The 23162-nt window shown below is 43.6% G+C and carries 21 protein-coding genes; 10 read left to right on the forward strand and 11 right to left on the reverse strand.

Going from position 1 to position 23162, the window contains the following annotated elements:
* Window positions 1–49 precede the first annotated feature (49 nt).
* The 5 genes from truB to ABZD21_RS09320 form a co-directional block, all read right to left on the reverse strand.
* On the reverse strand, window positions 50–763 hold the full coding sequence (truB, locus tag ABZD21_RS09300) for a tRNA pseudouridine(55) synthase TruB (RefSeq protein ID WP_372774647.1): 714 nt from the start codon (window positions 761–763) through the stop codon (window positions 50–52).
* A 338-nt stretch (window positions 764–1101) separates the two neighbouring features.
* Window positions 1102–1986 carry an undecaprenyl-diphosphate phosphatase gene (locus tag ABZD21_RS09305; RefSeq protein ID WP_372774649.1) on the reverse strand — a complete coding sequence of 295 codons (885 nt, stop codon included), beginning with the start codon at window positions 1984–1986 and terminating at the stop codon, window positions 1102–1104.
* 70 nt (window positions 1987–2056) lie between these two features.
* On the reverse strand, window positions 2057–2308 hold the full coding sequence (locus ABZD21_RS09310; RefSeq protein ID WP_372774651.1) for a DUF3098 domain-containing protein: 252 nt from the start codon (window positions 2306–2308) through the stop codon (window positions 2057–2059).
* A 29-nt stretch (window positions 2309–2337) separates the two neighbouring features.
* A complete protein-coding gene (locus ABZD21_RS09315) occupies window positions 2338–3216 on the reverse strand; it encodes a cell division protein FtsX (protein WP_372774652.1) in 879 nt (292 codons plus the stop codon).
* Window positions 3188–5698 carry a YfhO family protein gene (locus tag ABZD21_RS09320; RefSeq protein WP_372774653.1) on the reverse strand — a complete coding sequence of 837 codons (2511 nt, stop codon included), beginning with the start codon at window positions 5696–5698 and terminating at the stop codon, window positions 3188–3190. Before ABZD21_RS09320 ends, ABZD21_RS09315 begins: the two co-directional genes overlap by 29 nt.
* Window positions 5699–5766: 68 nt before the next feature.
* Between ABZD21_RS09320 and ABZD21_RS09325 the strand changes: the two genes are divergently transcribed.
* Window positions 5767–7251 carry a lipopolysaccharide biosynthesis protein gene (locus tag ABZD21_RS09325; protein ID WP_372774655.1) on the forward strand — a complete coding sequence of 495 codons (1485 nt, stop codon included), beginning with the start codon at window positions 5767–5769 and terminating at the stop codon, window positions 7249–7251.
* A 36-nt stretch (window positions 7252–7287) separates the two neighbouring features.
* Here ABZD21_RS09325 and ABZD21_RS09330 read toward each other — a convergent pair whose 3' ends face one another.
* The 3 genes from ABZD21_RS09330 to ABZD21_RS09340 all read right to left on the reverse strand — a co-directional run bounded on the left by ABZD21_RS09330 (window position 7288) and on the right by ABZD21_RS09340 (window position 10300).
* Window positions 7288–7803: a methyltransferase domain-containing protein gene (locus ABZD21_RS09330; RefSeq protein WP_372774657.1), complete on the reverse strand. Its 516-nt coding sequence runs from the start codon at window positions 7801–7803 to the stop codon at window positions 7288–7290.
* A 73-nt stretch (window positions 7804–7876) separates the two neighbouring features.
* Window positions 7877–9013, reverse strand: a complete 1137-nt coding sequence (locus ABZD21_RS09335) for a glycosyltransferase (RefSeq protein ID WP_372774659.1) — start codon at window positions 9011–9013, stop codon at window positions 7877–7879.
* 3 nt (window positions 9014–9016) lie between these two features.
* Window positions 9017–10300 carry a glycosyltransferase family 4 protein gene (locus ABZD21_RS09340; RefSeq protein ID WP_372774661.1) on the reverse strand — a complete coding sequence of 428 codons (1284 nt, stop codon included), beginning with the start codon at window positions 10298–10300 and terminating at the stop codon, window positions 9017–9019.
* Between the two features lie 176 nt (window positions 10301–10476).
* Between ABZD21_RS09340 and ABZD21_RS09345 the strand changes: the two genes are divergently transcribed.
* Genes ABZD21_RS09345 through ABZD21_RS09360 form a run of 4 tightly spaced genes read left to right on the forward strand, consistent with a single transcriptional unit; the run spans window position 10477 to window position 14377 of the window.
* A complete protein-coding gene (locus ABZD21_RS09345) occupies window positions 10477–11577 on the forward strand; it encodes a DegT/DnrJ/EryC1/StrS family aminotransferase (RefSeq protein WP_372774663.1) in 1101 nt (366 codons plus the stop codon).
* Window positions 11567–12136: a DapH/DapD/GlmU-related protein gene (locus ABZD21_RS09350; RefSeq protein WP_372774665.1), complete on the forward strand. Its 570-nt coding sequence runs from the start codon at window positions 11567–11569 to the stop codon at window positions 12134–12136. The genes ABZD21_RS09345 and ABZD21_RS09350 overlap by 11 nt, the downstream gene beginning before the upstream one ends.
* Window positions 12133–13443 carry a nucleotide sugar dehydrogenase gene (locus ABZD21_RS09355; protein ID WP_372774667.1) on the forward strand — a complete coding sequence of 437 codons (1311 nt, stop codon included), beginning with the start codon at window positions 12133–12135 and terminating at the stop codon, window positions 13441–13443. Before ABZD21_RS09350 ends, ABZD21_RS09355 begins: the two co-directional genes overlap by 4 nt.
* A 1-nt stretch (window position 13444) precedes the next feature.
* Window positions 13445–14377: a Gfo/Idh/MocA family oxidoreductase gene (locus ABZD21_RS09360; protein ID WP_372774668.1), complete on the forward strand. Its 933-nt coding sequence runs from the start codon at window positions 13445–13447 to the stop codon at window positions 14375–14377.
* 57 nt (window positions 14378–14434) lie between these two features.
* Here the strand turns inward: ABZD21_RS09360 and ABZD21_RS09365 are convergent, their stop codons facing one another.
* The 3 genes from ABZD21_RS09365 to ABZD21_RS09375 form a co-directional block, all read right to left on the reverse strand.
* Window positions 14435–14908 carry a hypothetical protein gene (locus ABZD21_RS09365; RefSeq protein WP_372774670.1) on the reverse strand — a complete coding sequence of 158 codons (474 nt, stop codon included), beginning with the start codon at window positions 14906–14908 and terminating at the stop codon, window positions 14435–14437.
* 435 nt (window positions 14909–15343) lie between these two features.
* Complete coding sequence (locus tag ABZD21_RS09370; protein WP_372774672.1) at window positions 15344–16897, reverse strand: glycine--tRNA ligase; 1554 nt, start codon at window positions 16895–16897, stop codon at window positions 15344–15346.
* Between the two features lie 76 nt (window positions 16898–16973).
* Complete coding sequence (locus tag ABZD21_RS09375) at window positions 16974–17213, reverse strand: DUF4834 domain-containing protein (protein WP_372774674.1); 240 nt, start codon at window positions 17211–17213, stop codon at window positions 16974–16976.
* 202 nt (window positions 17214–17415) lie between these two features.
* Here ABZD21_RS09375 and pyrH point away from each other — a divergent pair, with 202 nt between their 5' ends.
* The 5 genes from pyrH to ABZD21_RS09400 all read left to right on the forward strand — a co-directional run bounded on the left by pyrH (window position 17416) and on the right by ABZD21_RS09400 (window position 23089).
* Complete coding sequence (pyrH, locus tag ABZD21_RS09380; protein ID WP_372774676.1) at window positions 17416–18126, forward strand: UMP kinase; 711 nt, start codon at window positions 17416–17418, stop codon at window positions 18124–18126.
* 110 nt (window positions 18127–18236) lie between these two features.
* A complete protein-coding gene (gene frr / locus ABZD21_RS09385) occupies window positions 18237–18800 on the forward strand; it encodes a ribosome recycling factor (RefSeq protein WP_372774678.1) in 564 nt (187 codons plus the stop codon).
* Between the two features lie 190 nt (window positions 18801–18990).
* Entirely contained in the window at window positions 18991–19773 is a 783-nt protein-coding gene (locus ABZD21_RS09390) for a histidinol-phosphatase (protein WP_372774680.1), read from the forward strand.
* A 99-nt stretch (window positions 19774–19872) separates the two neighbouring features.
* Window positions 19873–21777 carry a 1-deoxy-D-xylulose-5-phosphate synthase gene (gene dxs, locus ABZD21_RS09395; protein WP_372774682.1) on the forward strand — a complete coding sequence of 635 codons (1905 nt, stop codon included), beginning with the start codon at window positions 19873–19875 and terminating at the stop codon, window positions 21775–21777.
* 127 nt (window positions 21778–21904) lie between these two features.
* Window positions 21905–23089, forward strand: a complete 1185-nt coding sequence (locus tag ABZD21_RS09400; protein ID WP_372774684.1) for a PAS domain-containing sensor histidine kinase — start codon at window positions 21905–21907, stop codon at window positions 23087–23089.
* Window positions 23090–23162 lie beyond the last annotated feature (73 nt).

Raw genomic sequence — 23162 nt, forward strand, 5'->3', positions numbered from 1 at the left:
GACGACAAGAGTCCACTTAAAACCAGAGCTACCTTCTACGGGGCATTTCTTAATTTGTTACAAAAAGATTCAAATTTTCTAAAAAATAATCGATAGTCATAGCCTCACTTACCTGGTAGTCACCAATTTTAGTCCGCCGCAACCCGATTAAATAAGCACCACTATTCAGTGCTTGCCCTAAATCGCGTGCCAGCGATCGGATGTAAGTACCTTTACTGCACACCACCCGAATGGTTAGCTCGACTCCATTAAAGCTTAACACCTCTAACTCATAAAAACGAATTAGCTTGGCGTTTAGTTTCACTTCTTCTCCCTTTCGCGCATGCTCATAGGCCCGTTTTCCGTCAATCTTCACAGCACTAAATAATGGTGGAACCTGTAACTGTTCTCCCATAAAATTTTCCAGTGCTTGTGTAATAACAGCCAGATTGATGTGATCTGTCGGAAAAAAAGCATCCTCTTCAGTCTCCAAATCGAACGAGGGCGTAGTAGCTCCGAGCTTCATTGTTGCAACGTACTCTTTAACCTCAGCCTGCAGACTCTCAATTTTTTTAGTTGCCTTACCGGTACATAAAATCATGAGTCCTGATGCTTTGGGATCAAGAGTTCCGGCATGACCTACTTTTAGCTTCTTCACACCTATTGCCTTGGTCAATCGGTTCCGCACCTTTTTAACCAAATCGAAAGAAGTCCATTCCAACTCCTTGTCAAACAATAAAATTTCGCCTTGTTGAAAATCGTATTTTTTGGGTTCCCCGCCCATGAAGTGTTCTTTAATTATCAAATCATCAAAAACTTGACACGGTCAAATTTTTCAGCCTGCAAAAATAGCAAATAAGCCGACAATCAGCCAATAAGCGGCAAAATAAATGAGTTTTACTCGCTTTGCTACATTTGCTGTCTATTCAAAAAGCTTTTAGGTTGAAATAACAGACGATCAAAGTCGACTGTCAGATCTGGCAATCCACTTTTTTGATCCACATAAAAACGTAATCAGGCAACATTCAACCCAATACAAAAAACGGATAACTTGGGGGAATACACTGCCGGAGGGGGCTTCTTTCGACCAAAAAAAAGGACAGTTCGACCAAAGAGAAATCACTAAACGAACTCGAGGTTATAACCAGCCAGAGACAGGGCAATAATGATACCTCCGACAACAATCCGATAGATGCCAAAAGCCATGAATCCGTAGCGCGATACAAATTCGATAAAGAATTTGATGGCCAACATGGCAACAACAAACGCCACGACATTACCAATTAGCAATACAAGCAGATTCTCTTTTATAATATCGAGGCCACCGGGCTCAAGGAATAAAGCCAATAATTTATACGCTGTTGCAGCAAACATGGTGGGAACGGCTAAGAAAAACGAAAACTCCGCAGCTGTTTTTCGAGTCAATCGCTGGCTCATTCCACCAACGATTGTTGCCATCGAACGCGACACTCCGGGAATCATAGCCACGCATTGGGATAAACCGATAAAAAACGCTTTTCGCGTACTGATAGACTGGTCCGGGTCATGCCGGGCAAAAAGCCGATCGACAAACAACATTAAAATGCCCCCTAACACCAGCATTATCGCCACCACAAAAACGTCTTCCAGAAGACTATCAATTTGCTTAATAAATGTGAGACCAATAATCGCAGCCGGAATAAAAGCAATAAACAGCTTCCAATAGAAATCGTATTTACGAATCAGGTTTTTTACGGCGATTCCAATTTTTTGGAACACCGATTTTCCTTTCATCTCATCCAAATCAAAAATCGCGTTGGCATTGATTTTAAAAAAGCGATCCCAATACAAAACAATGACCGACATGATTGCCCCCAACTGAATGATGATCGTAAATGCTTTCACGAATTCGGTGCTCTCGACCCCCAACATATTCTGGGCGATAATCATATGTCCGGTAGACGAAACCGGCAGAAACTCGGTTAGCCCCTCAACAAAAGCGATTATAATTGTTTGGATTAAATTCATGCGGAAGAAAAATAAAAAGGGCTGCTTGCGACACCCCTATTGATAATATTCGAAATTAATTAGCCTCTGTCTAGTTCTGTGAAGGCTTTTTCATAATGGCGTAAATCTCGAACAGAAATCCGAAAAGAACCACAATTGGCGCCAGCGTAATGCGTCTGAAGCTAAACACTTCGGGATTGAAAACTGTCGGGTCTTCACTTTTCCCGCCGACCATTAAAATGAATCCAATTACAATAATTGCAAATCCAATCAGCAAAAGCCGATAATTTTCTTTCCCAAGGGCAAATTGCCCGTTTGTCTCACGTTTGTCTGTATTCGCCATAATCTTGTACTGAATGAAATCAAATTTAGTTAATAAAACAGTTCATCAAACTGCAGTCGCAGAAATTTATTGACTGCAAAATAAGTTGAAAAACCGGAAATAAGCGCTCCAAAGCCCAGAACTATTAGAAATGTTAGGCTTATCGTTTGCAATTGATGAAAATCTAAAATTGACTGAAAATCTTTTTGATAAGAATAAATTAACAAAAGAATCGTCAAGTTTGCGATTATTCCACCTATAAGGCCATAAGCAACGCTCTTCAAAATAAATGGCCACCGGATGAAAGAACGGGTTGCACCAACCAATTTCATCGTATTAATGACAAATCGCTGGCTATAGATCGAAATCCGAATGGTGTTGTTGATTAACGCGGTGAAAATAAAAAGCAGCAACAGCACAAAAACAAGAAGCAGGAAACTAATCCTTCGAACGTTTCCGTTAATAATCCGAACTAAATCGCGCTGATAATACACCTCTTTAATTTGAGGATACTCAAGAAACCGTTGCTCCAAAACAAGAAGGCTATCCTGCTCCATATAGTTGGCATAAAGCTTAACATCGATCGACGAAAAGAGCGGATTGAAGCCGAGAAAGTCAACAAAATCCTCCCCCAGCTCTTCCGCCAAAGTGGCGGCTGCATCTTCTTTATTGACAAAATGGGTTGATTTTACAAAAGGCGTAGCACGCAACATTTTCTCCAAACGAAGAATCTCCGCATCGCGAATATTGTCTTGCAAAATCAGGGTAAATCCAACATGCTCCCTCACATAGTCTGACAAGCGACCGGCATTGAGCACCAACAACGACATGAGCCCGATTAAAAACAAAATCAGGGTAATGCTAATTGTTGCCGTCAGGTATGATCGGGTAACCCGGCGCCTAAGCTTTGTCGGACGTTTTTTGCTCATGCTTCGATTTTCTTTTCCATTCAACAAAAATAAGCCCCGCAGCCAACAGAATCAGGATGAAAGAACTAGCCATTGATATTTTATTCCCGACAAAATAGGAAGTCGGCTCAAACTTAAACTCCACCACGTGCTCTCCTTCAGGAACAGCCATCGCGCGCAAAACGTAATTTGCCCGCAGATATTCCACTTTTTGTCCATCAAGATAAGCATTCCAGCCTTTGGGATAATAAATCTCGGAGAACACTGCCAAACCAGAACCACCGGAAACAGTTGCCTTATATTTCAAATAGTTGGGCTGATACGTCTGCAGTCGGATCTGCGAACTTCGGCCCGTGCCCAGGGAAACATCCTTAAGTTGATCCGCGAAACGCTCATCGACGATCGCCTCATCTGCCGCGTCGAAATCAGCTAAAGCCCCAATCTCCTCATTGGCATCTTCAACCAATCTAACATCGTTGACAAACCAGGCATTGCCCAATGCGTGGTGGTTCTGCAAAGGCGCACTATTGGGGTCATAAATAAAATAGCGGGTGTTTAGCATATTGATCACATCAAGCGAGCCGAGCACCGAGTCGAGCGAAGCGGGGTTCTGAAAACCACCTATCAATCGGCGCATTTCAGGATACAACTGGTGATCGAACAATTCCTGATAGCGTTCCATTTTAGCGCCATGATATCCGCCCAGCGACATGTGAAAATAGGAAGTTGAGGCATCCTGAAACGGACTCACAGTTAAATTCAACACCCTAAAATCCGGATCGGTATCCTTTATGATTTCCTGATCCGCTTTTGTTGGCACATATGGTTTCTCAACTTTCGAATTGGCTACAAAACTGGAATCATTCATGTATTTTTTATTCACCGGCCAGAGGTCGACAAGCAGAAGAACAACCCACAAAGCAAGGGCATAGCCAGCCTTTATTTTTTGCTGCAGGTATAACCAAATCACCCCGGCTGAAAGAGTCACGAATACAAAGGCCTTTAAAGCATCCATTCGCAAAATTGAACGCCGATCATCGCGAAGTGCGCTCAACAACTGCTCGGGCCATCCGGATTGTGCCAGGCGTGCATCCGTCGGACTTCGAAAATCACCTGCAATACCCGGCAGAAGGACAAACAACAAAGTAAGTCCACCCAGAATATACCAGGTATACCTCAGCGACTTCAACAGCTCTGCTTTTACCAGCCGCGCCAAAACCAATTCGCGAATAGCCAGCACTGCGAGTAACGCCATTGAAAAATGCTGAATGACGATGATATTTTTCACATCCCGGAACTTATTGTAGCCGGGAAAGTAGTCGATCATGAACTGAGCCAACAGGTTGAAATTTTTACCCAGCGAGAGCAGAAATGAAATGACAAACACGGCCAAAATCCACCATTTGTCTTTCCCCTTCACCACAAATAAACCAAAAACGAACAGGAAGAAAACAACAGCTCCGTAGTAGAATGGCGCTGCAGAAATAGGCTGAGTCCCCCAGTACATAGGCAGCGCCTGGGTCATTTGTTTCGCGGCAGTTTTCCCTTGATTTTTTTCGAGGAAGGAATAAACTTCAGATTTCTCGCCCAGCGGTTCGCTCATGCCTCCACCTTTAAAACGTGGAATGAAGGCAGTCATCGCTTCGCCCAGATCGTAACTGTAATCCAGAATATAATTTTTATCAAGTCCCGCTGTTTGGTTCTCCTCATCGACTTTCAACTCTGATTTTCCACGCGTTGAATATTGCCCATATTCATAAACGGTATACAAACGACCGAAATTGGTTCCAACCGCCAACACCAAAGCCACAACCAACAAGGCCGTTGCTTTTAGGAATTGTGGCACCGTTTTTTCCCGGATTGCGAATATTAAATAAGTTAGCCCGATAATCAGCACCATTATTCCGGCATAATAGGTCATCTGCGGGTGGTTCGCACTAAGCATCCACGAAAGGCCTGCCGCGGTAACCAACGCTCCAACAAACGGTTTGTCGCGAAGAGCGCTTACCACCCCTCCAACCACAAGAGGCATATACATTAATGTGTGCACTTTGGTAAAATGCCCCGACTGAGTTAAAACAAAGAAATAAGTTGCCATCCCATACATAATGCTTCCGGCCGCTGCAATCCAGGGATTTACCCCCAGTAACATACACATGACAAAGAAACAAATAAAGCCCAAGGCCAGGTATCCTGCAGGCCTTGGCAACACCGAGAAAAACGCCGACTGTATTTTACCCAACAGCTCACCACTAAATTTAACCGAAATAAGATACGCGGGCATTCCTCCAAACATACTGTTTGTCCAGAGCGCCTCTTCGCCGGTTTCGGCCCGGTAGTCGCCAATTTCTTTGGCCATCCCCTGAAAGTTTACCTGATCGGAAGCCAATAACTTTTTACCTTGTAATTGAGGAGCGAAATAAACCAACGACAGCAATACGAAAAAGAGAATAATTGCGATTGTAACGAGAATATTGCGATTGCCTTTTATCTTTGTCATCATTCAATAAGTGGATTTCATTTTTTTCAATGGAAGCAAAAGTAAAGAAATAATTACGGAATCGGACAAAAATGGGGATTATCATAAAGCAATCAATTAAAGGAAGCATCTGGTCCTATATCGGTGTACTTATTGCCTTTGTGACCACTTCGTTTTTATACCCGAAGTTCCTGACCACCGAGCTAGTTGGATTGTTTGGCTTGCTAATTTCCTACTCGACACTATTCGGGCAAATTAGCCTGTTGGGATTTCCGGGGATTACCTCGCGCCTTTTCCCACATTTCAGAGATCCGAGAACCAAACACCATGGTTTTTCGGCCATTGCCTTACTCATTATCCTGATCGGATTTAGTCTTTTCCTGGTGTTTTTCTTTTTGTTCTCGCCTTGGATTATCGAAAACAATCAGGAAAAGTCCAGGCTTTTTTCAGAGCACGTTTATTTGCTGATTCCGATCACCTTCTTCACCATGCTTTTCATTCAGCTCGACACCTATAATAAAGTTCTTTACGATGCGCTACCCGGAATCTTCCTCCAAGAATTTCTGCAGCGTTTCCTGCTATTTGGCACCACGCTCTTGTTTGCTCTGGGATGGCTGTCTGTAGCGCAACTCATCTGGGCTTTTGCAATCGCTGTTAGCTTGAAAGGAATAATTATCACCGTACTCCTGCAACAGCGAAAAGAGCTTAGCCTCAACTTGCCCCATGGTTTTGTAACCAAAGAGTTTCGACGGGAAATGGTCGATGTTGGACTATTCTCGATTATCTCAGGCTTGGGATCGATGATTATTTTCAACCTGGATAAAATTATCATCAACCAGATGTTGGATTTGGACAAAACCGGTGTTTACACCATTGCCTTTTATTTTGGCACGCTTGTGATTATCCCTTCGCGGCCACTCCTGAAAATATCGGGAACATTGATTGCGGATGCCTGGGCAAAAAATGACCTGAATAGCATCCGCGGAATCTACTACAAAAGTTGTCTGAATCAATTTATCATTGGCGGCTTTCTCTTTTTGGGAATTTGGGCCAACATTGACAATATTCTGGAGATACTCGGACCCGACTATCAGCAATCGAAATGGGTAATTTTCTTTGTTGGCATTGCCTATTTGTTCGACATGCTTACCGGAGCGAATGCTCAAATCATCGCATTCTCGAAGTACTATCGGGTTGCCTTTTGGTTTGTTGGCATTTTATTGGTCATTGTTCTCAGCTTGTTATTTCTACTCATCCCAATCTGGGGAATCGTTGGGGCAGCAATGGCAATTGCCGGAGGATTGTTCCTAAACAATTTGATGCGATACTTATTTCTGTTCGGCAAATTTAAGATGCAACCTTTCAATCTGAAATTTGTGACAATCCCGCTCTTTTATGTTCTCCTGTACTATTCCATCAGCCTGATCCCGCAGTTTTCGCTCGTTCTGGATATTGCCATCCGTGGAACGGCAATCAGCCTGGCATCGCTGTGCTTTTTCTATTTTGCACCTGTTTCAACCGAAATTAAGAGTGTTCTCGATTTAGCGTTTTCCAAAATCAAACACCCCAAGAAATAAGCCAGATCGCTGCATCAAAAAAAAAGCTAAAACAGATTAAATTCGTTCGGCATAAACGGCATAAAACCGAGGCGTTACGGCCCGAAGAATGGAACGAACTCCACCTGGCGTAAAAGGAGGAACCCACTTTTCCCGGGCGATAATTTTCCAGCCGGCTTTCTCTAAAAGCATATCAAGCTGCCAACTTTCAAATTCGTGATAATGCTGATCGTAAGGATCGACAGGATTGCGATAGGCTTTGGCAAACCATAGTTTCAGAGGTACGGTGACCACCGCTTTTTTCGCTTTTGTTTTTTGAAGCAACGGGAAAGGGCTCACCAAATGTTCCATGACTTCAAAGGCGGTTAGCACATCGTAATCATATTTATTGATCTCATCAGGTTCCAGATCGAAGTCGAATCCAAAAGCACTTGTCAAACGAAATCCTTCTTCTTTTAAGAAATCTGCCATGCTATTCGGCGTTCCCAAATCGAGAATCTCCAAATTCTTGTCCACATATCGGCTCATAAATTCTTTTGTTTTCTGAAACCGAAATACTTTCACTTTATTCATTCTGTTTGCTTTTAAATCATTCGTTATTTCATGAAGCTTCAAAACTACAGCCTCCCTACCAACTGCCAATTCACTACGAAACCGCCGAGCTTCGATCGACCAGCTTTTTCAGGTGATTTAGATATTCGTTTGCCTTATTTTCCAAGGTAAAGTTTTCAATCGTTTGCTCGGCCCGTTGATGAATCCGCTTTCGTCCATCGGCATCCAGACTGATTGCCTCCATAAGTTTTGCCTGAATAGATTCCTGAATGGCAGCATCACATAAAAACCCATTTTCCCCATCCTGAATAATCCCATCGATACCTTCGTTCCTCGAACCAATTACAAGGCAACCGGCAGCCATCGCTTCAAGGTAAACCAACCCAAACGTTTCCTGATAGCTAGGCAATACAAACACCTCATGTTGTTGCAGTTGCTCCATAACCTCGGCTCTCGGTAACGCCCCTGCAAAATGAACATGCTCATTCAAATCCAGCTCGTTTGTCAATCGCTTTAGCTCGTCTTTCTCGCCACCTTCACCAACAATGGTGTAATGCCAATCCGATTCAACCGACAGCTCCTTTAATGCGCGAATCACCCGATCAATTTGCTTTCTTTTTTCCAACCGACTAACGGTGATAATCCGGGTGATCGGAGAATCTTCGGAAGTTGTCTTCATTTTCAAATAGTCGGGAGGAATACCCGATTGAGCCAGAAATGTTTTGTCGGCATGAGACGGGAAAATCTCACTGAATTGCTTTTCGTATGATTGTGAACGACAGGCGAAACCACTGGCCTGACGAAATACCATTTGCTGATGAAACCGGTGAAACCAGTTCTTAGCGATTTTGATATCCGACATATGAATACCGATAACAAAAGGGACTTTCAACTGTCTCGCCAAGCCGCTAAAGGTAAAATAAGAATTATACAAGTGGCAGACCACCACATCGGGTGCAAACTGAAGTTTCTTTCGCAATTTCGCGTAGCTGTAAAAGGTCCATTTGACCAGAGGAACGCGTTTAGGCTGAATAAATTCGACCTGAATATTACGCCCAATGATGAATGGCTTCTCCCGGAAAGGCTCTTTTTCGTAGGCAAAATGAGGCCGAATTACCTGAACGCAATGACCCGCTTTCTCCCATTCAAGTGCAAACTCGCGCAAAGCACCCGAACTATATCGGGCGGCAGAATCGGCAGGAAACAATTGAGTTATGAGTAAGATATTCATCGGCTAGCGGATTAGTTTTTCAACTAACAACCTGGTCAACTCGCGCCTCGAATAAGCCTGCGCCTTTTCTTTGCTTGCTGCAATCTGCTCACCCGACATACTCAACGTCAGAAACTGCAGCATCGCAGCTACATCGTCGTATTCAAACAGCTTTCCACACCCCGTTTCGCGAATCAACTGATCTAAATCGCCGTTAGCCGGACCAATTGCCAAAACCGGGTTACCCGATGCAAGGTATTCGAAAAACTTTCCGGTGATAATGCCTTTATTGTTTTCAACTTTGGGAATAACCAAAAGCTGCATTGATGATTTTAGCAGATAGTTAACCGACTTTCGGTGGTCGACATAGCCAACCAATTCGGTCTGAAGAGAAGGGCATTTACGCTCGACTTTAGCGGTAATTGTTGCCGGCACCTTTCCAACAAAACGCAGTAAAAGCCTGTTCTGCAAGTCAGATGGCAATGCAACCAACGCCTCCAAAAACCCATCAATATCATACGCTTCGGAAATGGTTCCGGTGTAGGTAATCACATACTTCTCTTTTTCGGCATCTACGTGTTGCGCAAAGTCTTCTTCATCGTAACCATTCGGTATCACCATAAACTTCGATTCAGACTCGCTTCCGGATAACTTGTCGTTGAAAATGCGCTTCATATCTTCGCTCACCGTAACAATTTGATCCGCATTTCGGAGCACTTTCAACTCCAACAACCGATCAATTCGTCGGGCCAAGGCAGTATGATAAAGCTCTTTATAATAATAAATATCCGTCCATGGATCGCGCATATCGGCAATCCACCGCACTCCAAGTTTCTTTTTCAGTTTTAAACCGATTAATTGGGTCGAATGTGGCGGACTTGTCGTGATCACCGTTTCAATACCATTTTCGCGAATCAACTCAACAGCCTTGCGATAGGCATATCGATTCCAACCTTTTCGCGGATCGGGAATGAAAAAATTCCCCCTGATTGCCTTCGCCAGCTTCTGCATACCGGTTTCCTTCCCTTCATTGGCGAAGCCGCCATAAGGAATCTCCTTTTTACCCGACAACTTCTTATACAGGTTATACAGCTCGAACGTATCGGTACGATGAACTTCGATCGATTCAGGTACTTCTTTCACTAAACTGCTGTCGGTTTGCGCATAACTTGCCTGTACTGCATCAACCGTTAAAACAACAGGCTGAACACCAAACTCCGGAAGGTACTTGCTAAACTTCAGCCATCGCTGAACACCGGCACCTCCGCTTGGAGGCCAATAGTAGGTGATAATTAAAACTTTCTTCATTTTGGGTAACCAACCAACAAAAATAATATTGTTTCGCAACTTCCCTCAGTCAATTCAATTAAGCTTTGTTTTTTCGAACAGCTGGCTCCAAAGTCCATTCCCATTCTGAATAATCCGACCGTCAACAGGTATCTTTCACGAATTCCGTTATTTTTGTAATCTTATTCGTTAACAGCATGGAATTTTGCGACCTCAAAAAACAATACAACGCCTATCAAAGTGAGATAGACCCGGCCATCCAGTCGGTGATTCAAAAAACGGCTTTTATACATGGCGAAGAAATTGGTCTGTTGGAAGAAGAGCTTGCCAACTATGTAGGGGTGAAACATGCCCTCACCTGCAGCTCCGGGACCGACGCCTTGCTTCTTGCGCTGATGGCCCTTGACCTGCAACCGGGCGAAGAAGTGATTTGTCCGGCATTCAGTTTTATCGCCACAGCCAGCATGATCCGCCTGCTTAGCGGAACTCCCGTATTTGTTGACATCTCGGCAGTCGACTTCAACATTGCGGTGGATCGGATTGAAGAAAAAATAACCGCTCGCACCAAAGCAATTTTACCGGTCTCGATGTTTGGCCAATGTGCCGACTTCGACCCGATAAACGCTTTGGCAAAAAAGTATGGCTTGTGGGTGATTGAAGATGGCGCCCAGTCGTTTGGAGCGAGCTATTTCGGAAAGAAATCCTGCTCGATGACCCATTTGGCTACAACCAGTTTTTTTCCGGCAAAACCGCTTGGGTGCTATGGCGATGGAGGTGCTATTTTCACCAATAATGACGATCTGGCCGAAAAGATACGAGTACTTCGAAATCATGGACAAGTAGCGCGATATCAACACAAAGTCATCGGCATAAACGGACGGCTGGATACCATCCAAGCTGCTGTTTTACGGGTTAAGCTGAAGCATCTGGACGAGGAGCTTGCAGCCCGGAAAAAATGGGCTCAACTCTACCAACAACTACTGCCTGCAGAGCTTCTTCTACCTGAAGTTTGCGAAAACAGGGAAAGTGTTTGGGCGCAGTTTACAATTGGCCTGGCCGATCGGGATGCTGTTCGGCAATACTTGCAGGAAAAAGGAATTCCAACGGCAGTCCATTATCCTGTTCCGCTACCTTATCAGGAAGCTTTTGGCGATCTTTTTGATCCCGGCGAAACCTTTGAAGTATCGTCTCTTTTAGCCGACACCGTTCTTTCTCTGCCAATGCACGCATTTTTAACTGAAGAAGAAATTCGATACGTAGCGCAAACGATAACCGATTATTTCACCCATGAAGCCTAATTATTTCACACACCCATCAGCCTTTGTTGACGAAGGTGCCAACATTGGCGACGGCACAAAAATATGGCACTTCTGTCACGTAATGAGTGGCGCCCGGATCGGGAACGACTGCGTGCTTGGCCAAAATGTTTATATCGGAGGAAAAGCCGTGGTTGGCAAGCGGGTGAAAATCCAAAATAATGTCAGCGTTTACGACTCGGTGATTCTTGAAGATGATGTTTTTTGCGGTCCCAGCTGTGTTTTCACAAATGTTGTCAATCCGCGTTCGTTTGTCGAACGTAAAACGGAATACCGCGAAACACGGGTTAAAAAAGGTGCTTCAATCGGAGCCAATGCCACCTTGGTATGCGGCGTTACCGTTGGCGAATATGCACTAATTGGCGCCGGCGCAGTTATCACAAAAAATGTCAAGCCTTATGCGCTGATGGTTGGGGTTCCGGCAACACAAAAAGGATGGGTCAGCCGATCGGGAGCCATACTCAACGAAAGCTTAACATGTCCGGACACCGGCGAACAATATAAATTGGTGAACGACCAACTTGAACGAATAGAATCATGAGTTTAAAAGAAAATTTCTTGCTGAAAGTGGCACAATCGTCCGAACTGGTCGGGGTTATCGGACTAGGGTATGTGGGTTTGCCGCTTGCTGTAAGCTTTGCCTCGGCAGGCATTTCGGTTTTGGGATTCGAAAAATCGGAAGAAAAAGCCGCCATGGTGAATGCCGGACAAAACTACATTTCCGATGTGAAAGACGACGACTTGAAACAAGTTGTTGCCAATGGTAAGCTTAAGACGACAACCAATTTCAAAAAACTCGCCGAATGCGACGCGATTTTGATCTGTGTTCCCACGCCGTTGGATATTTTCAAGAAGCCCGACATGAGCTACATACAGGCATCGTGCGAAGCCATTGGCCAACACATGAAACCCGGAACTTTTGTTTGTCTAGAAAGTACAACCTACCCCACGACAACCGAACATTTCATTCTACCTATTCTGGAAGAAAAATCGGGGTTGAAACATGGCCATGACTTTTGGCTGGCCTTTTCGCCGGAACGGGTCGATCCGGGCAACAAACAGTTCGGCACCAGAAATACACCCAAAGTGCTGGGAGCTTTAACCGACGACGGGCTGGAAATCGGCCAGGCCGTTTATCAAAAAGCCATCGACGTTATCCACACGGTGAGTTCGCCACGAGTAGCCGAAATGGTTAAAATTCTGGAAAACACGTACCGACTCGTCAACATCAGTCTGATAAACGAACTGGCGCTGCTCTGTGGCAAAATGGATATCAACATCTGGGAAGTGATTGATGCCGCCAAGACTAAACCATATGGCTTTCAGGCTTTTTACCCCGGTCCCGGAATTGGCGGACATTGCATTCCGCTCGATCCGTTTTACCTGGAGCACATCGCTAAAAAGTTTGGTTTCGACCTTAGCATGATCAACACCGCCGGACACATCAATAACATGATGGCTCACCGAATGACAATAAAAATAACTTCGGCACTAAACCGGCACAAAAAAGCAATCAACGGCAGCAAAATCATGTTTTTAGGAGTTGCCTACAAACCCAATATCGATGATTCGCGTGAGTCGCCGGCATTAAAAATGATTGACGAAGTTGTTAAAAAAGGTGGTGAGTTATTCTATCACGACCCATTTGTAGCCAATATCGAAACAGAGGACGGACTAAAACTATCATCTTCTGATTTAACCGTTGAGGCACTCCAACAAATGGACTGTGTTGTTATCAGCACCAATCATGATGCATTCGACACCGACTTTATTATTAAAAACGCTCAACTGATTGTTGATTTAAGAAACGCAATTGCGGAACCTTCCGAAAAAGTATACAAACTTTAATATGAAAAATTTTGCCCTCATCGGCGCCGCTGGTTTTATCGCCGAGCGACATATGCGTGCCATCAAAGAAACAGGAAATCAAATAACCGCCGCAACTGATCAATTTGATGTGATGGGTCGGATGGACAGCTTCTTTCCGGAGGCTGAATTTTTTCTCGACTTCCAAAAGTTTGAAGAGTATCTGAGCGAACATCAGTTTGATTTCACAAGCGTTTGCTCTCCAAACTATTTGCACGCAGCACATATTCAATCGGCCTTACACGCCGGCACCGACGCCATTTGCGAAAAACCGCTCGTGCTTTTTCCCGATGAACTTGAAGCAGTTGAAAAAGCGATGGAACAAAGTGGCAAACAGGTATTTAACATCCTTCAACTTCGTTTACACGAAACAATTATCGCACTGCGAGAGAAAATTAAATCGGGCCCGAAAGATAAAATCTACGACATCGACCTGACCTACATCACCTCGCGCGGAAAGTGGTATTACGAAAGCTGGAAAGGTGATAAAAACCGCTCGGGCGGCGTTGCGACAAATATTGGCATCCATTTTTTCGATATGCTCTCGTGGATTTTCGGCGAAGTTGAAAACAGCATTGTACACGCATACGACGACAACAAAGCTGCTGGTTTTCTTCAACTAAAGCAGGCGCGCGTTCGCTGGTATTTGAGTCTCGACTACAACGATATTCCAACAAATGTGAAACTAAAGGGTATGCGCACTTACCGCTCAATCTTGGTTGAAGGCGATGAAATTGAATTCAGCGAGGGCTTCACCAATCTGCATACAATCTCGTACCAACACATTCTTAACGGAAAGGGATTCAGGGCCGAAGTTGCCAAACCATGCATCATTTTAACGCACCAAATCAGGAATGCAAAACCAATTGGCTTAAAAGGTGACTATCATCCGCTTTTAAAAGAAAGCATCAGCTAAAAAATAAAAAAGCCGTCTTGTGGGGACAAGACGGCCTAGAATTGATGTGTTTAATAATTAATTCAAGATATTTTTAAATTCGTCGTTGACCAATTCAGGCAAGAAACTGGCAATCATTTCTAATACCTGCGCATCTTCAATTTTACTTCCGCTAATGATCTTTTGACTATTTAACTTGATTGAATTTAAAACTTTGTAGTTCAAATCGGCGGGTACCGTTTGGTCTGATCCGTGAATTTCACGAACGCCAAAACCTTTTGAACCATTCACATATTTCACTTCGAAATAACCACAGCGAACGATGTACTCATCTCCCGATTTAGTTTGTTTAAGAAACACCCGAACCGGACGATTTGAATCGCCATAAACGATATTCCACGACTTGGCTACGTTTTTGCTTGAAACAGCTGTTGCATCGGCCGAGATTTTAAACGTATCATTGAACGCTCCGAGTGAGGACGCATATAAATTAGCACCTAAAACTGAACTCAGAACAAAAATTACTGTAAAAATGATTTGATTTGCTTTCATGTCATCTATTTTTAAATTGTTTATGATAACGGCAGCAAATGTAGCGTCAACAACGACTCAAAAAGATGACAAAACGCATGCTTTTATATTGTTAACAACCATCAACTTTCAATTTGAAAGCAATTCTGACTTTAGGACGTATTTTATCAGCAAATCAATCAATAAACGCATAAAAACATCAATAAACTCAACGTTGTGTTATAAACCGTAACCTATATGTCGTTTAGCATATCTACGTTGGCAAACGATCCTAACACACTCATTTAATGCCACATAGAAGGCCACCCCGAATTTATCTTTTTTTAAAAAAAACTTAAAACAGAGCTAAATACCTGGCGCTATAAAAGGAACTTACGATTTGAAAGCAACAATTCGCTAAACGGCATAAAAAAAGCTCCACAAGGGAGCTTTTTAGAAAAATATGTCAATTTAAACCTATTTCAACTTAGCGAAAAGCTTTTTAAAACTGATTTCCTCTGCCAACATGCTACGCAAGGCTGAAATCGCAATCCGATCTTGTTGCATCGTATCACGATACCGGATCGTCACGGTCTGGTCTTCCAAAGTCTGGTGGTCAACCGTAACACAGAAAGGAGTACCAATTGCATCCTGACGGCGGTATCGTTTGCCGATACTGTCTTTCTCGTCATATTGACAATTGAAATCAAATTTCAGGTCATCAATAATTTCACGGGCTTTCTCCGGCAGTCCATCTTTCTTAATCAGGGGCATAACGGCCAGTTTTATCGGAGCCAATACCGCTGGCAACTTCATCACCACGCGCGTGTCTTTTTGTCCGTTTGACGACTCAACTTCTTCTTCACAATACGAAGCGGCTACAACCTGCAGGAACATCCGGTCGACACCAATCGATGTTTCAACCACGTATGGCACGTAAGACTCACCAAGCTCAGGATCGAAATACTGAATTTTCTTGCCGGAAAACTGCTGATGCTGAGACAAGTCAAAATCGGTCCGCGAGTGAATTCCTTCAACTTCTTTAAAACCAAATGGGAATTTGTACTCCACATCAACTGCGGCGTTGGCGTAGTGAGCCAATTTCTCGTGTATGTGGAAACGATAATTTTCGTCACCAAATCCCAGAGCACGGTGCCAATTGATTCGCATTTCCTTCCATTTGTCGAACCAATCCAACTCTGTTCCCGGTTTTACAAAAAACTGCATCTCCATCTGTTCAAACTCCCGCATGCGGAAAATAAACTGACGGGCAACAATCTCATTCCTGAAAGCTTTCCCAATCTGGGCAATGCCAAACGGAATTTTCATGCGACCAGTCTTTTGAACGTTCAGGTAGTTCACAAAAATGCCTTGCGCTGTTTCAGGGCGCAGATATATTTTTTGAGCTCCGTCGGCGGTTGAACCCATTTCGGTCGAGAACATCAGGTTGAACTGACGCACATCGGTCCAGTTACGACTTCCACTGATCGGGCAAACAATTCCTTCATCTTCGATAATCTGCTTTAGTCCGGCCAGATCGCTGGCATTTAAAGCATCGGAAAAACGTTTGTGGAGATTGTCCCATTTTTCCTGATTGGCCATTACGCGGGGATTAGTTTCACGAAACTGCTGTTCGTCGAAGGAATCGCCAAAACGCTTTTGGGCTTTCTCCACCTCTTTATTCATTTTCTCCTCGTACTTAGCCAACTGTTCTTCAATCAGAACATCAGCACGATAGCGCTTTTTCGAGTCCTTATTATCAATCAACGGATCATTAAAAGCATCCACATGGCCCGATGCCTTCCAGATGGTTGGGTGCATAAAAATGGCCGAATCAATTCCCACCACATTTTCGTGCAACAGCACCATGCTGTCCCACCAATACTTTTTAATGTTATTTTTCAGTTCTACACCATTCTGCCCGTAATCGTAAACCGCTCCAAGTCCGTCGTAAATTTCACTCGACTGAAACACGTAGCCATACTCCTTACAATGAGCAACAAGCTTCTTAAAAACATCTTCCTGAGCCATACTAATATTATGCGTTATCTTCTGTTGATACTATTAAAAACACTTCTACTTCCAACCAATTGCTTTTCAGCAAAGCTTAATCAATTTCTTCAAAGTCGACATACTCACCCTCATTGCGGGGAATGTTCGAATTTTTCGTTCCGGAATTTTCTACCCGAACCTCCCCCTCTGATCGTTGGTTAGTTCTCTCCTGTTTGTCCATTTGTTTTTTAAGCAAGTGAACCCCAAAAAGAGGGATCAAAAACCTGAAAACGAATTTCAGGATATAATACCCCAAGAACAGATAAACGAAGGTCTTAAATAATCCAACTAACATATTGTCAAGTTTTCTGGTTCCATAGCGGTTGAAAATCAGCGGCTGTAAAAGTAATAATTAATTACGAAACGTAAATTCATCGATTTAAATATTAGGACTCATTTAGCACAAGCATAAAAACCGGCAAAATGTGACTAAAAAGTTACAATATGTCAGCCATGCCTGTCTCTAAATTTTCTACTTTTGCACAAAACGAACTACAATGACGGCTTATAAACGAGTACTTTTAAAATTAAGCGGCGAGTCGCTCATGGGCCAACAAGCCTATGGTATTGATCAACAACGACTGTCAGACTATGCCGAACAAATCAAAGAAATAACAGACCTGGGCGTTCAGGTAGGAATCGTCATTGGAGGCGGAAATATCTTCCGGGGGCTGAGTGGTGCTGCAAAAGGCTTCGACCGGGTAAAAGGTGATCAAATGGGCATGATGGCAACAGTTATTAACAGTCTGGCACTAAATTCGGCACTAACTGTCGCTGGTGTGAAATCTCGCGTACTAACGGCCATTCGCATGGAGCCGGTTGGCGAATTTTACTCGAAAGACAAAGCGATTGAAACACTGGAGCGCGGTGAAGTGGCGATCTTCTCTGCCGGAACCGGAAACCCATACTTCACCACCGACACCGGCTCGTCTCTTCGGGGAATTGAGATTGAAGCCGACGCCATGCTAAAAGGCACTCGTGTTGATGGGATCTATACCGCTGACCCGGAAAAGGACCCGAAAGCGACAAAATTTGAAAAAATTTCCTTCGATGAGATATACAACCGCGACCTAAAGGTCATGGACCTGACTGCCACTACAATGTGCAAAGAAAACAACCTGCCGGTTGTTGTTTTCAATATGGACATCAAAGGAAATCTAAAAAAGGTTATAACAGGCGAAAACATTGGGACTTTAGTCCATAATTAACCAGCTGCCGAGCATTTTTTCTCGAAAAATGTTAATGAATTTTAATATTCTTTAATTTTTTCTATATTTGCTCACAGCACATAAAAAATTGAACTGACCATAGCAATCTTATGGAAGAGGAAGTAGAACTTATATTAGATTTATGCAAAGAGAAAATGGCACAAGCCATTGAGCATTTAGAGAAAGAATTAGTTCATATACGTGCAGGAAAAGCATCGACTCGGATGCTTGATGGAGTTATGGTAGACTATTACGGAAGTATGACTCCGCTACAGCAAGTATCGAACATCAGCACACCGGACGCGCGGACGATTGCAGTTCAACCATGGGAAAAAAACTTGATTGGCGCGATTGAAAAAGCGATCCTGAATGCAAACTTGGGATTCAATCCCGATAATAACGGTGAAATAATTCGCATCAGCGTTCCGCCATTGACTGAAGAACGGCGCAAAGTATTATCGAAACAATCGAATGCTGAAGGCGAAAACGCAAAAGTAAGTATTCGGTCGGCTCGGAAGGATTCGAATGACACACTGAAAAAAATGCTGAAAACCGGCTTATCTGAAGATATGCAGAAAGACGCTGAATCACTGGTTCAGGACATGACGAATGACTTCACGAAAAAGGTTGATAGCTTATTGGAAAAGAAAAATCAAGAGATTTTTACCATATAATTGTTTCTAGTTTTCTGTTTTCTGAACATTGTTTAATTGTTTTCATGGCTTTGAGGCAGCTTATTGAAGCTGCCTTTTTTTTGCCCTAAAATTCACTCTCCCCCCACTGAAAGGTTTCATTTTGAATTTGCTTTAACTAAATTTAAAGCCCCCTAATTAAATACAGGCACAAATTTAAAAACCGAACGAGATGATTGGGATGACGGATTATCACATGCACAGCATTCTCTCTGATGGAAAGAATTCTTACGAAGAGATGATAAAAGCGGGAATCGACAAGGGATTGGATGAAATTGGCATTAGCGACCACGTTTGCCTAAAACCAACGCCATGGGCTATTTCCACAATAGACATCCCGGTAATGTGCGAACAAATGCAGATTCTGAAGGATCGGTATCAAGATCAGATCAAGGTGAAATTTGGTATCGAGATGGACTATTTAGACGGGATGGAAGAACCAATCAGCCAACTAATCAACTCACTCCCCCTCGACTATGTAATAGGTTCCGTTCATTTCATAGGCGACTGGAATTTCGATAGCGACAAATCACTGTACGGCAAATGGTCGAACGACCGGCTCTACGAAATGTACTATGATCTTGTTCAAAAAGCGGCCAACTCCGGATTATTCGACATCATCGGTCATTTGGATATCATTAAAAAATTTAGGGTTTACCCCGAGTCCGACCAATCGAAGCTGATAGAAGAAACGCTTCAAACAATAAAAAAAAACAACCTCGTTGTTGAGCTAAACACCGGAGGTATCGACCGCCCTTGTGCTGATTTTACGCCATCGCCGGCAATAATTGAGGAATGCTACCATCAACACATCCCTCTGACCCTAACTTCAGATGCACACAGCACAACCCAGGTTGCCCGCCATTTTGAGAGTGCGGTTGAACTGTTGAAAAAGATCGGAGTTGAAGAACTCACTACCTTCGATAAACGCAACCGGGGGAGCCTGAAAATATAGCTCAACAACCGGGTTCTATTGAAACCCTCCGGCATAACTGAAAAATCACAGTGCATGCATAAATGATAAATTGTATATTTGAGCACAAATTTTGGCTACATGGAAGGAAATGCAGGGAAACTGCTGAATAATATCAACACTCCAGAGGATTTAAGGAAACTTAACCAGGAAGACTTACCGCTTGTTTGCGAAGAACTTAGACAATTTATTATCGACGAAGTGTCCAACAATCCGGGGCACTTTGGAGCAAGTTTGGGTGTTGTTGAATTAACAGTAGCCCTTCACTACGTATACAAAACACCCTTCGACCTACTAGTCTGGGATGTTGGCCACCAAGCTTATGCGCATAAAATCTTAACCGGACGGCGTGATCAGTTTCATACCAACCGCAAATATCATGGAATAAGCGGATTTCCTAAACCTGCTGAAAGCGAGTACGACACATTTGGTGTTGGCCATGCAAGCACATCGATATCCGCTTCGCTTGGCATGGCAGTTGCCACTTCGCTACAAAAAGACAAACAACGTAAAATTGCTGCCGTTATTGGCGATGGATCGATGACTGGCGGGATGGCCTTTGAAGGTTTGAACAATGCGGCAGTCAACAATTCGGATGTTCTGATAATACTGAATGACAACAATATGGCCATCGACCCCGCAGTGGGTGGTATGAGCAACTATTTTCTGAATATCTCAAAATCTAAATCATACAACCTATTCAAACGTAAAGTTTGGAACGGACTGGGACGACTGGACGGGTTTGGCAACAAAGCCAGACGACTGGCACAAAAAACTGAAGGCGCGGTAAAATCAGCCCTCCTGAAGGAATCGAATCTTTTCGAAAGCCTTGGCATCCGCTATTTTGGACCGGTTGACGGGCATGATGTCAAATATCTCGCCAGAGTGTTGGCAGACTTACGTGAAATTCCCGGGCCCAAGCTGCTACACGTTTTAACGAAAAAAGGGAAAGGGTTCAAGCAGGCTGAGTTGAACCAAACCGAGTTTCATGCACCGGGGAAGTTCAATAAACTAACCGGAGAAATCCTCGATTGCGAGTGTGCGATGAACAAACCACCTAAATTTCAGAATGTGTTTGGAAACACACTCGTTGAACTTGCTGAGCAAAACCCGAAAATTGTTGGAGTCACGCCTGCCATGCCAACCGGTAGCTCTATGAATATCATGATGGAGAAAATGCCCGATCGGGCTTTTGATGTTGGAATTGCCGAACAGCACGCCGTCACTTTTTCAGCCGGCATGGCCATCCGCGGCCAGGTACCATTCTGCAACATTTACTCAACATTCATGCAACGTTCCTATGATCAGGTCATTCACGACGTCGCCATTCAAAATCTGAATGTTGTTTTTTGTCTCGACCGAGCCGGCCTGGTTGGATCTGACGGAGCAACGCACCACGGCGTATTCGACCTGGCCTACATGCGCCATATACCCAATATGATCGTCTCGGCTCCGATGGATGAAATCGAGCTTCGGAATATGATGTTTTCAGCTCAGCAGGAAAACATGGGACCTTTCACGATTCGCTACCCAAGAGGTTGCGGCTGCCAGGTCGACTGGCGTCAACCCTTTAAAGCAATCCCAATCGGAACGGGACGAATTATTACCGAAGGAAAAGATCTGGCCATCCTAACAATCGGAACCACCGGAATAAATGCAAGTCGCGCGGTGAAAACACTCGCAAAAGAAGGCTATTCGATTGCTCACTACGATATGCGTTTTGTGAAACCGCTGGATGAAAAATTATTACACGAAATATTTCAAAATTTCAAACAGGTTATTACAGTTGAAGATTCGACAATCGTTGGCGGATTCGGATCAGCAGTCCTCGAATTTATGGCCGAAAACTCCTATGCTGCAAGGATCGTTCGCTTAGGAGTTCCGGATCGTTTCATCGAGCATGGAACCCAGGAAGAATTGATGCGGGAATGTGGCTTCGATCAAAAAGGCATCTACAACACAGCGATTGAATTACTGAACGGTTAATTACTTTTTGATCATACTATTTCGGATTGTATTTCGTTTTCGATCTATCAACCGGGCTGAATCGCATTTTCGTTGATATTGCACCAATGCGACAAGTTCTTTCAGGATAGAAAATAATACATTCAATTTGGAACCTTATCTAAAAAAACGTCGTTGGAAAATACTACTAGTTTTAGTAGCAATCTTTATCGGAGCAGCCTCCTTTCAATATACCAATTGGCTGGCTAAAAAAATAGCCGAGGAAGAGCACAAGAGCGTCGCCATGTGGGCCGAAGCTACCCGCCGGCTAACCTCGCCGGCCGATGATCCTGACGACAACATGTCCTTTTTGGTAAACATTTTGGAATCCAACACCGATATTCCAATTATCCTGACTGACAGTGCCCGAAATATCATCACCACCTCAAACATTCCTTTTCAGGAAAAGAGAAAAGCACAAACGCTGCAAAATGAATTGAAGAAAATGGAGCAGGAAAAGATGCCCATTGAAATTATTGTTTCCGAACATGAGACACAACTTATTTATTACCGCGACTCCAGGATTCTGCAAAACCTGAAGTATTTCCCCCTCGTTCAGATTAGTATCATCGGCTTGTTTATCATGGTCGCCTATTTCACCTTCAATTCTTCGCGCAAGGCCGAACAAAATCAGGTATGGGTTGGCATGTCGAAAGAAACAGCTCACCAACTGGGGACACCAATATCGTCACTAATGGCTTGGGTTGAACTGCTTCGAACACAAAATATCGACCCAAATCTGATTGATGAATTCGAAAAAGACATTAACCGACTTGAGAAAATCACCGAGCGCTTCTCGAAAATAGGCTCAAAACCAGAATTACAGATTGAAGACTTGCGCAAAACGGTTGTTTCAACGGTTACCTACCTGCAAAGCCGAACCTCACAAAAAGTACAGTTCGACATGCAATTCCCCGACGACAAAACCTACAAATCGCCTCACAACCCCGCTCTGCTCAGTTGGGTGATCGAGAATCTTTGCAAAAACGCCATTGATGCAATGAGCAATTCAGGCAAAATAATTCTTCGGCTGAGCGACAATAACGGTCAGATTTACTTAGATATCGCTGACACCGGCAAAGGAATACCAAAATCGCAGTTCAAATCAATCTTCGAACCCGGCTACACCACCAAGAAAAGAGGGTGGGGACTGGGCTTGTCGCTGGCTAAAAGAATTGTCGAAAACTACCACCAGGGAAAGATATTCATTAAACAATCAGAAATCGGAAGAGGAACAACCTTTCGGATCATTCTTCACAAAGTTGATTTTTTCAACAAGAACTTCAAGATATAAAACTCTGGATTCCTGCCGCTTATGCGGTCTTAAAAATAGATTTACATTTCACTGTTAAAAAAATCATATAATT

The sequence above is a fragment of the Mangrovibacterium sp. genome (assembly GCF_041596335.1).
GTDB lineage: Bacteria > Bacteroidota > Bacteroidia > Bacteroidales > Prolixibacteraceae > Mangrovibacterium.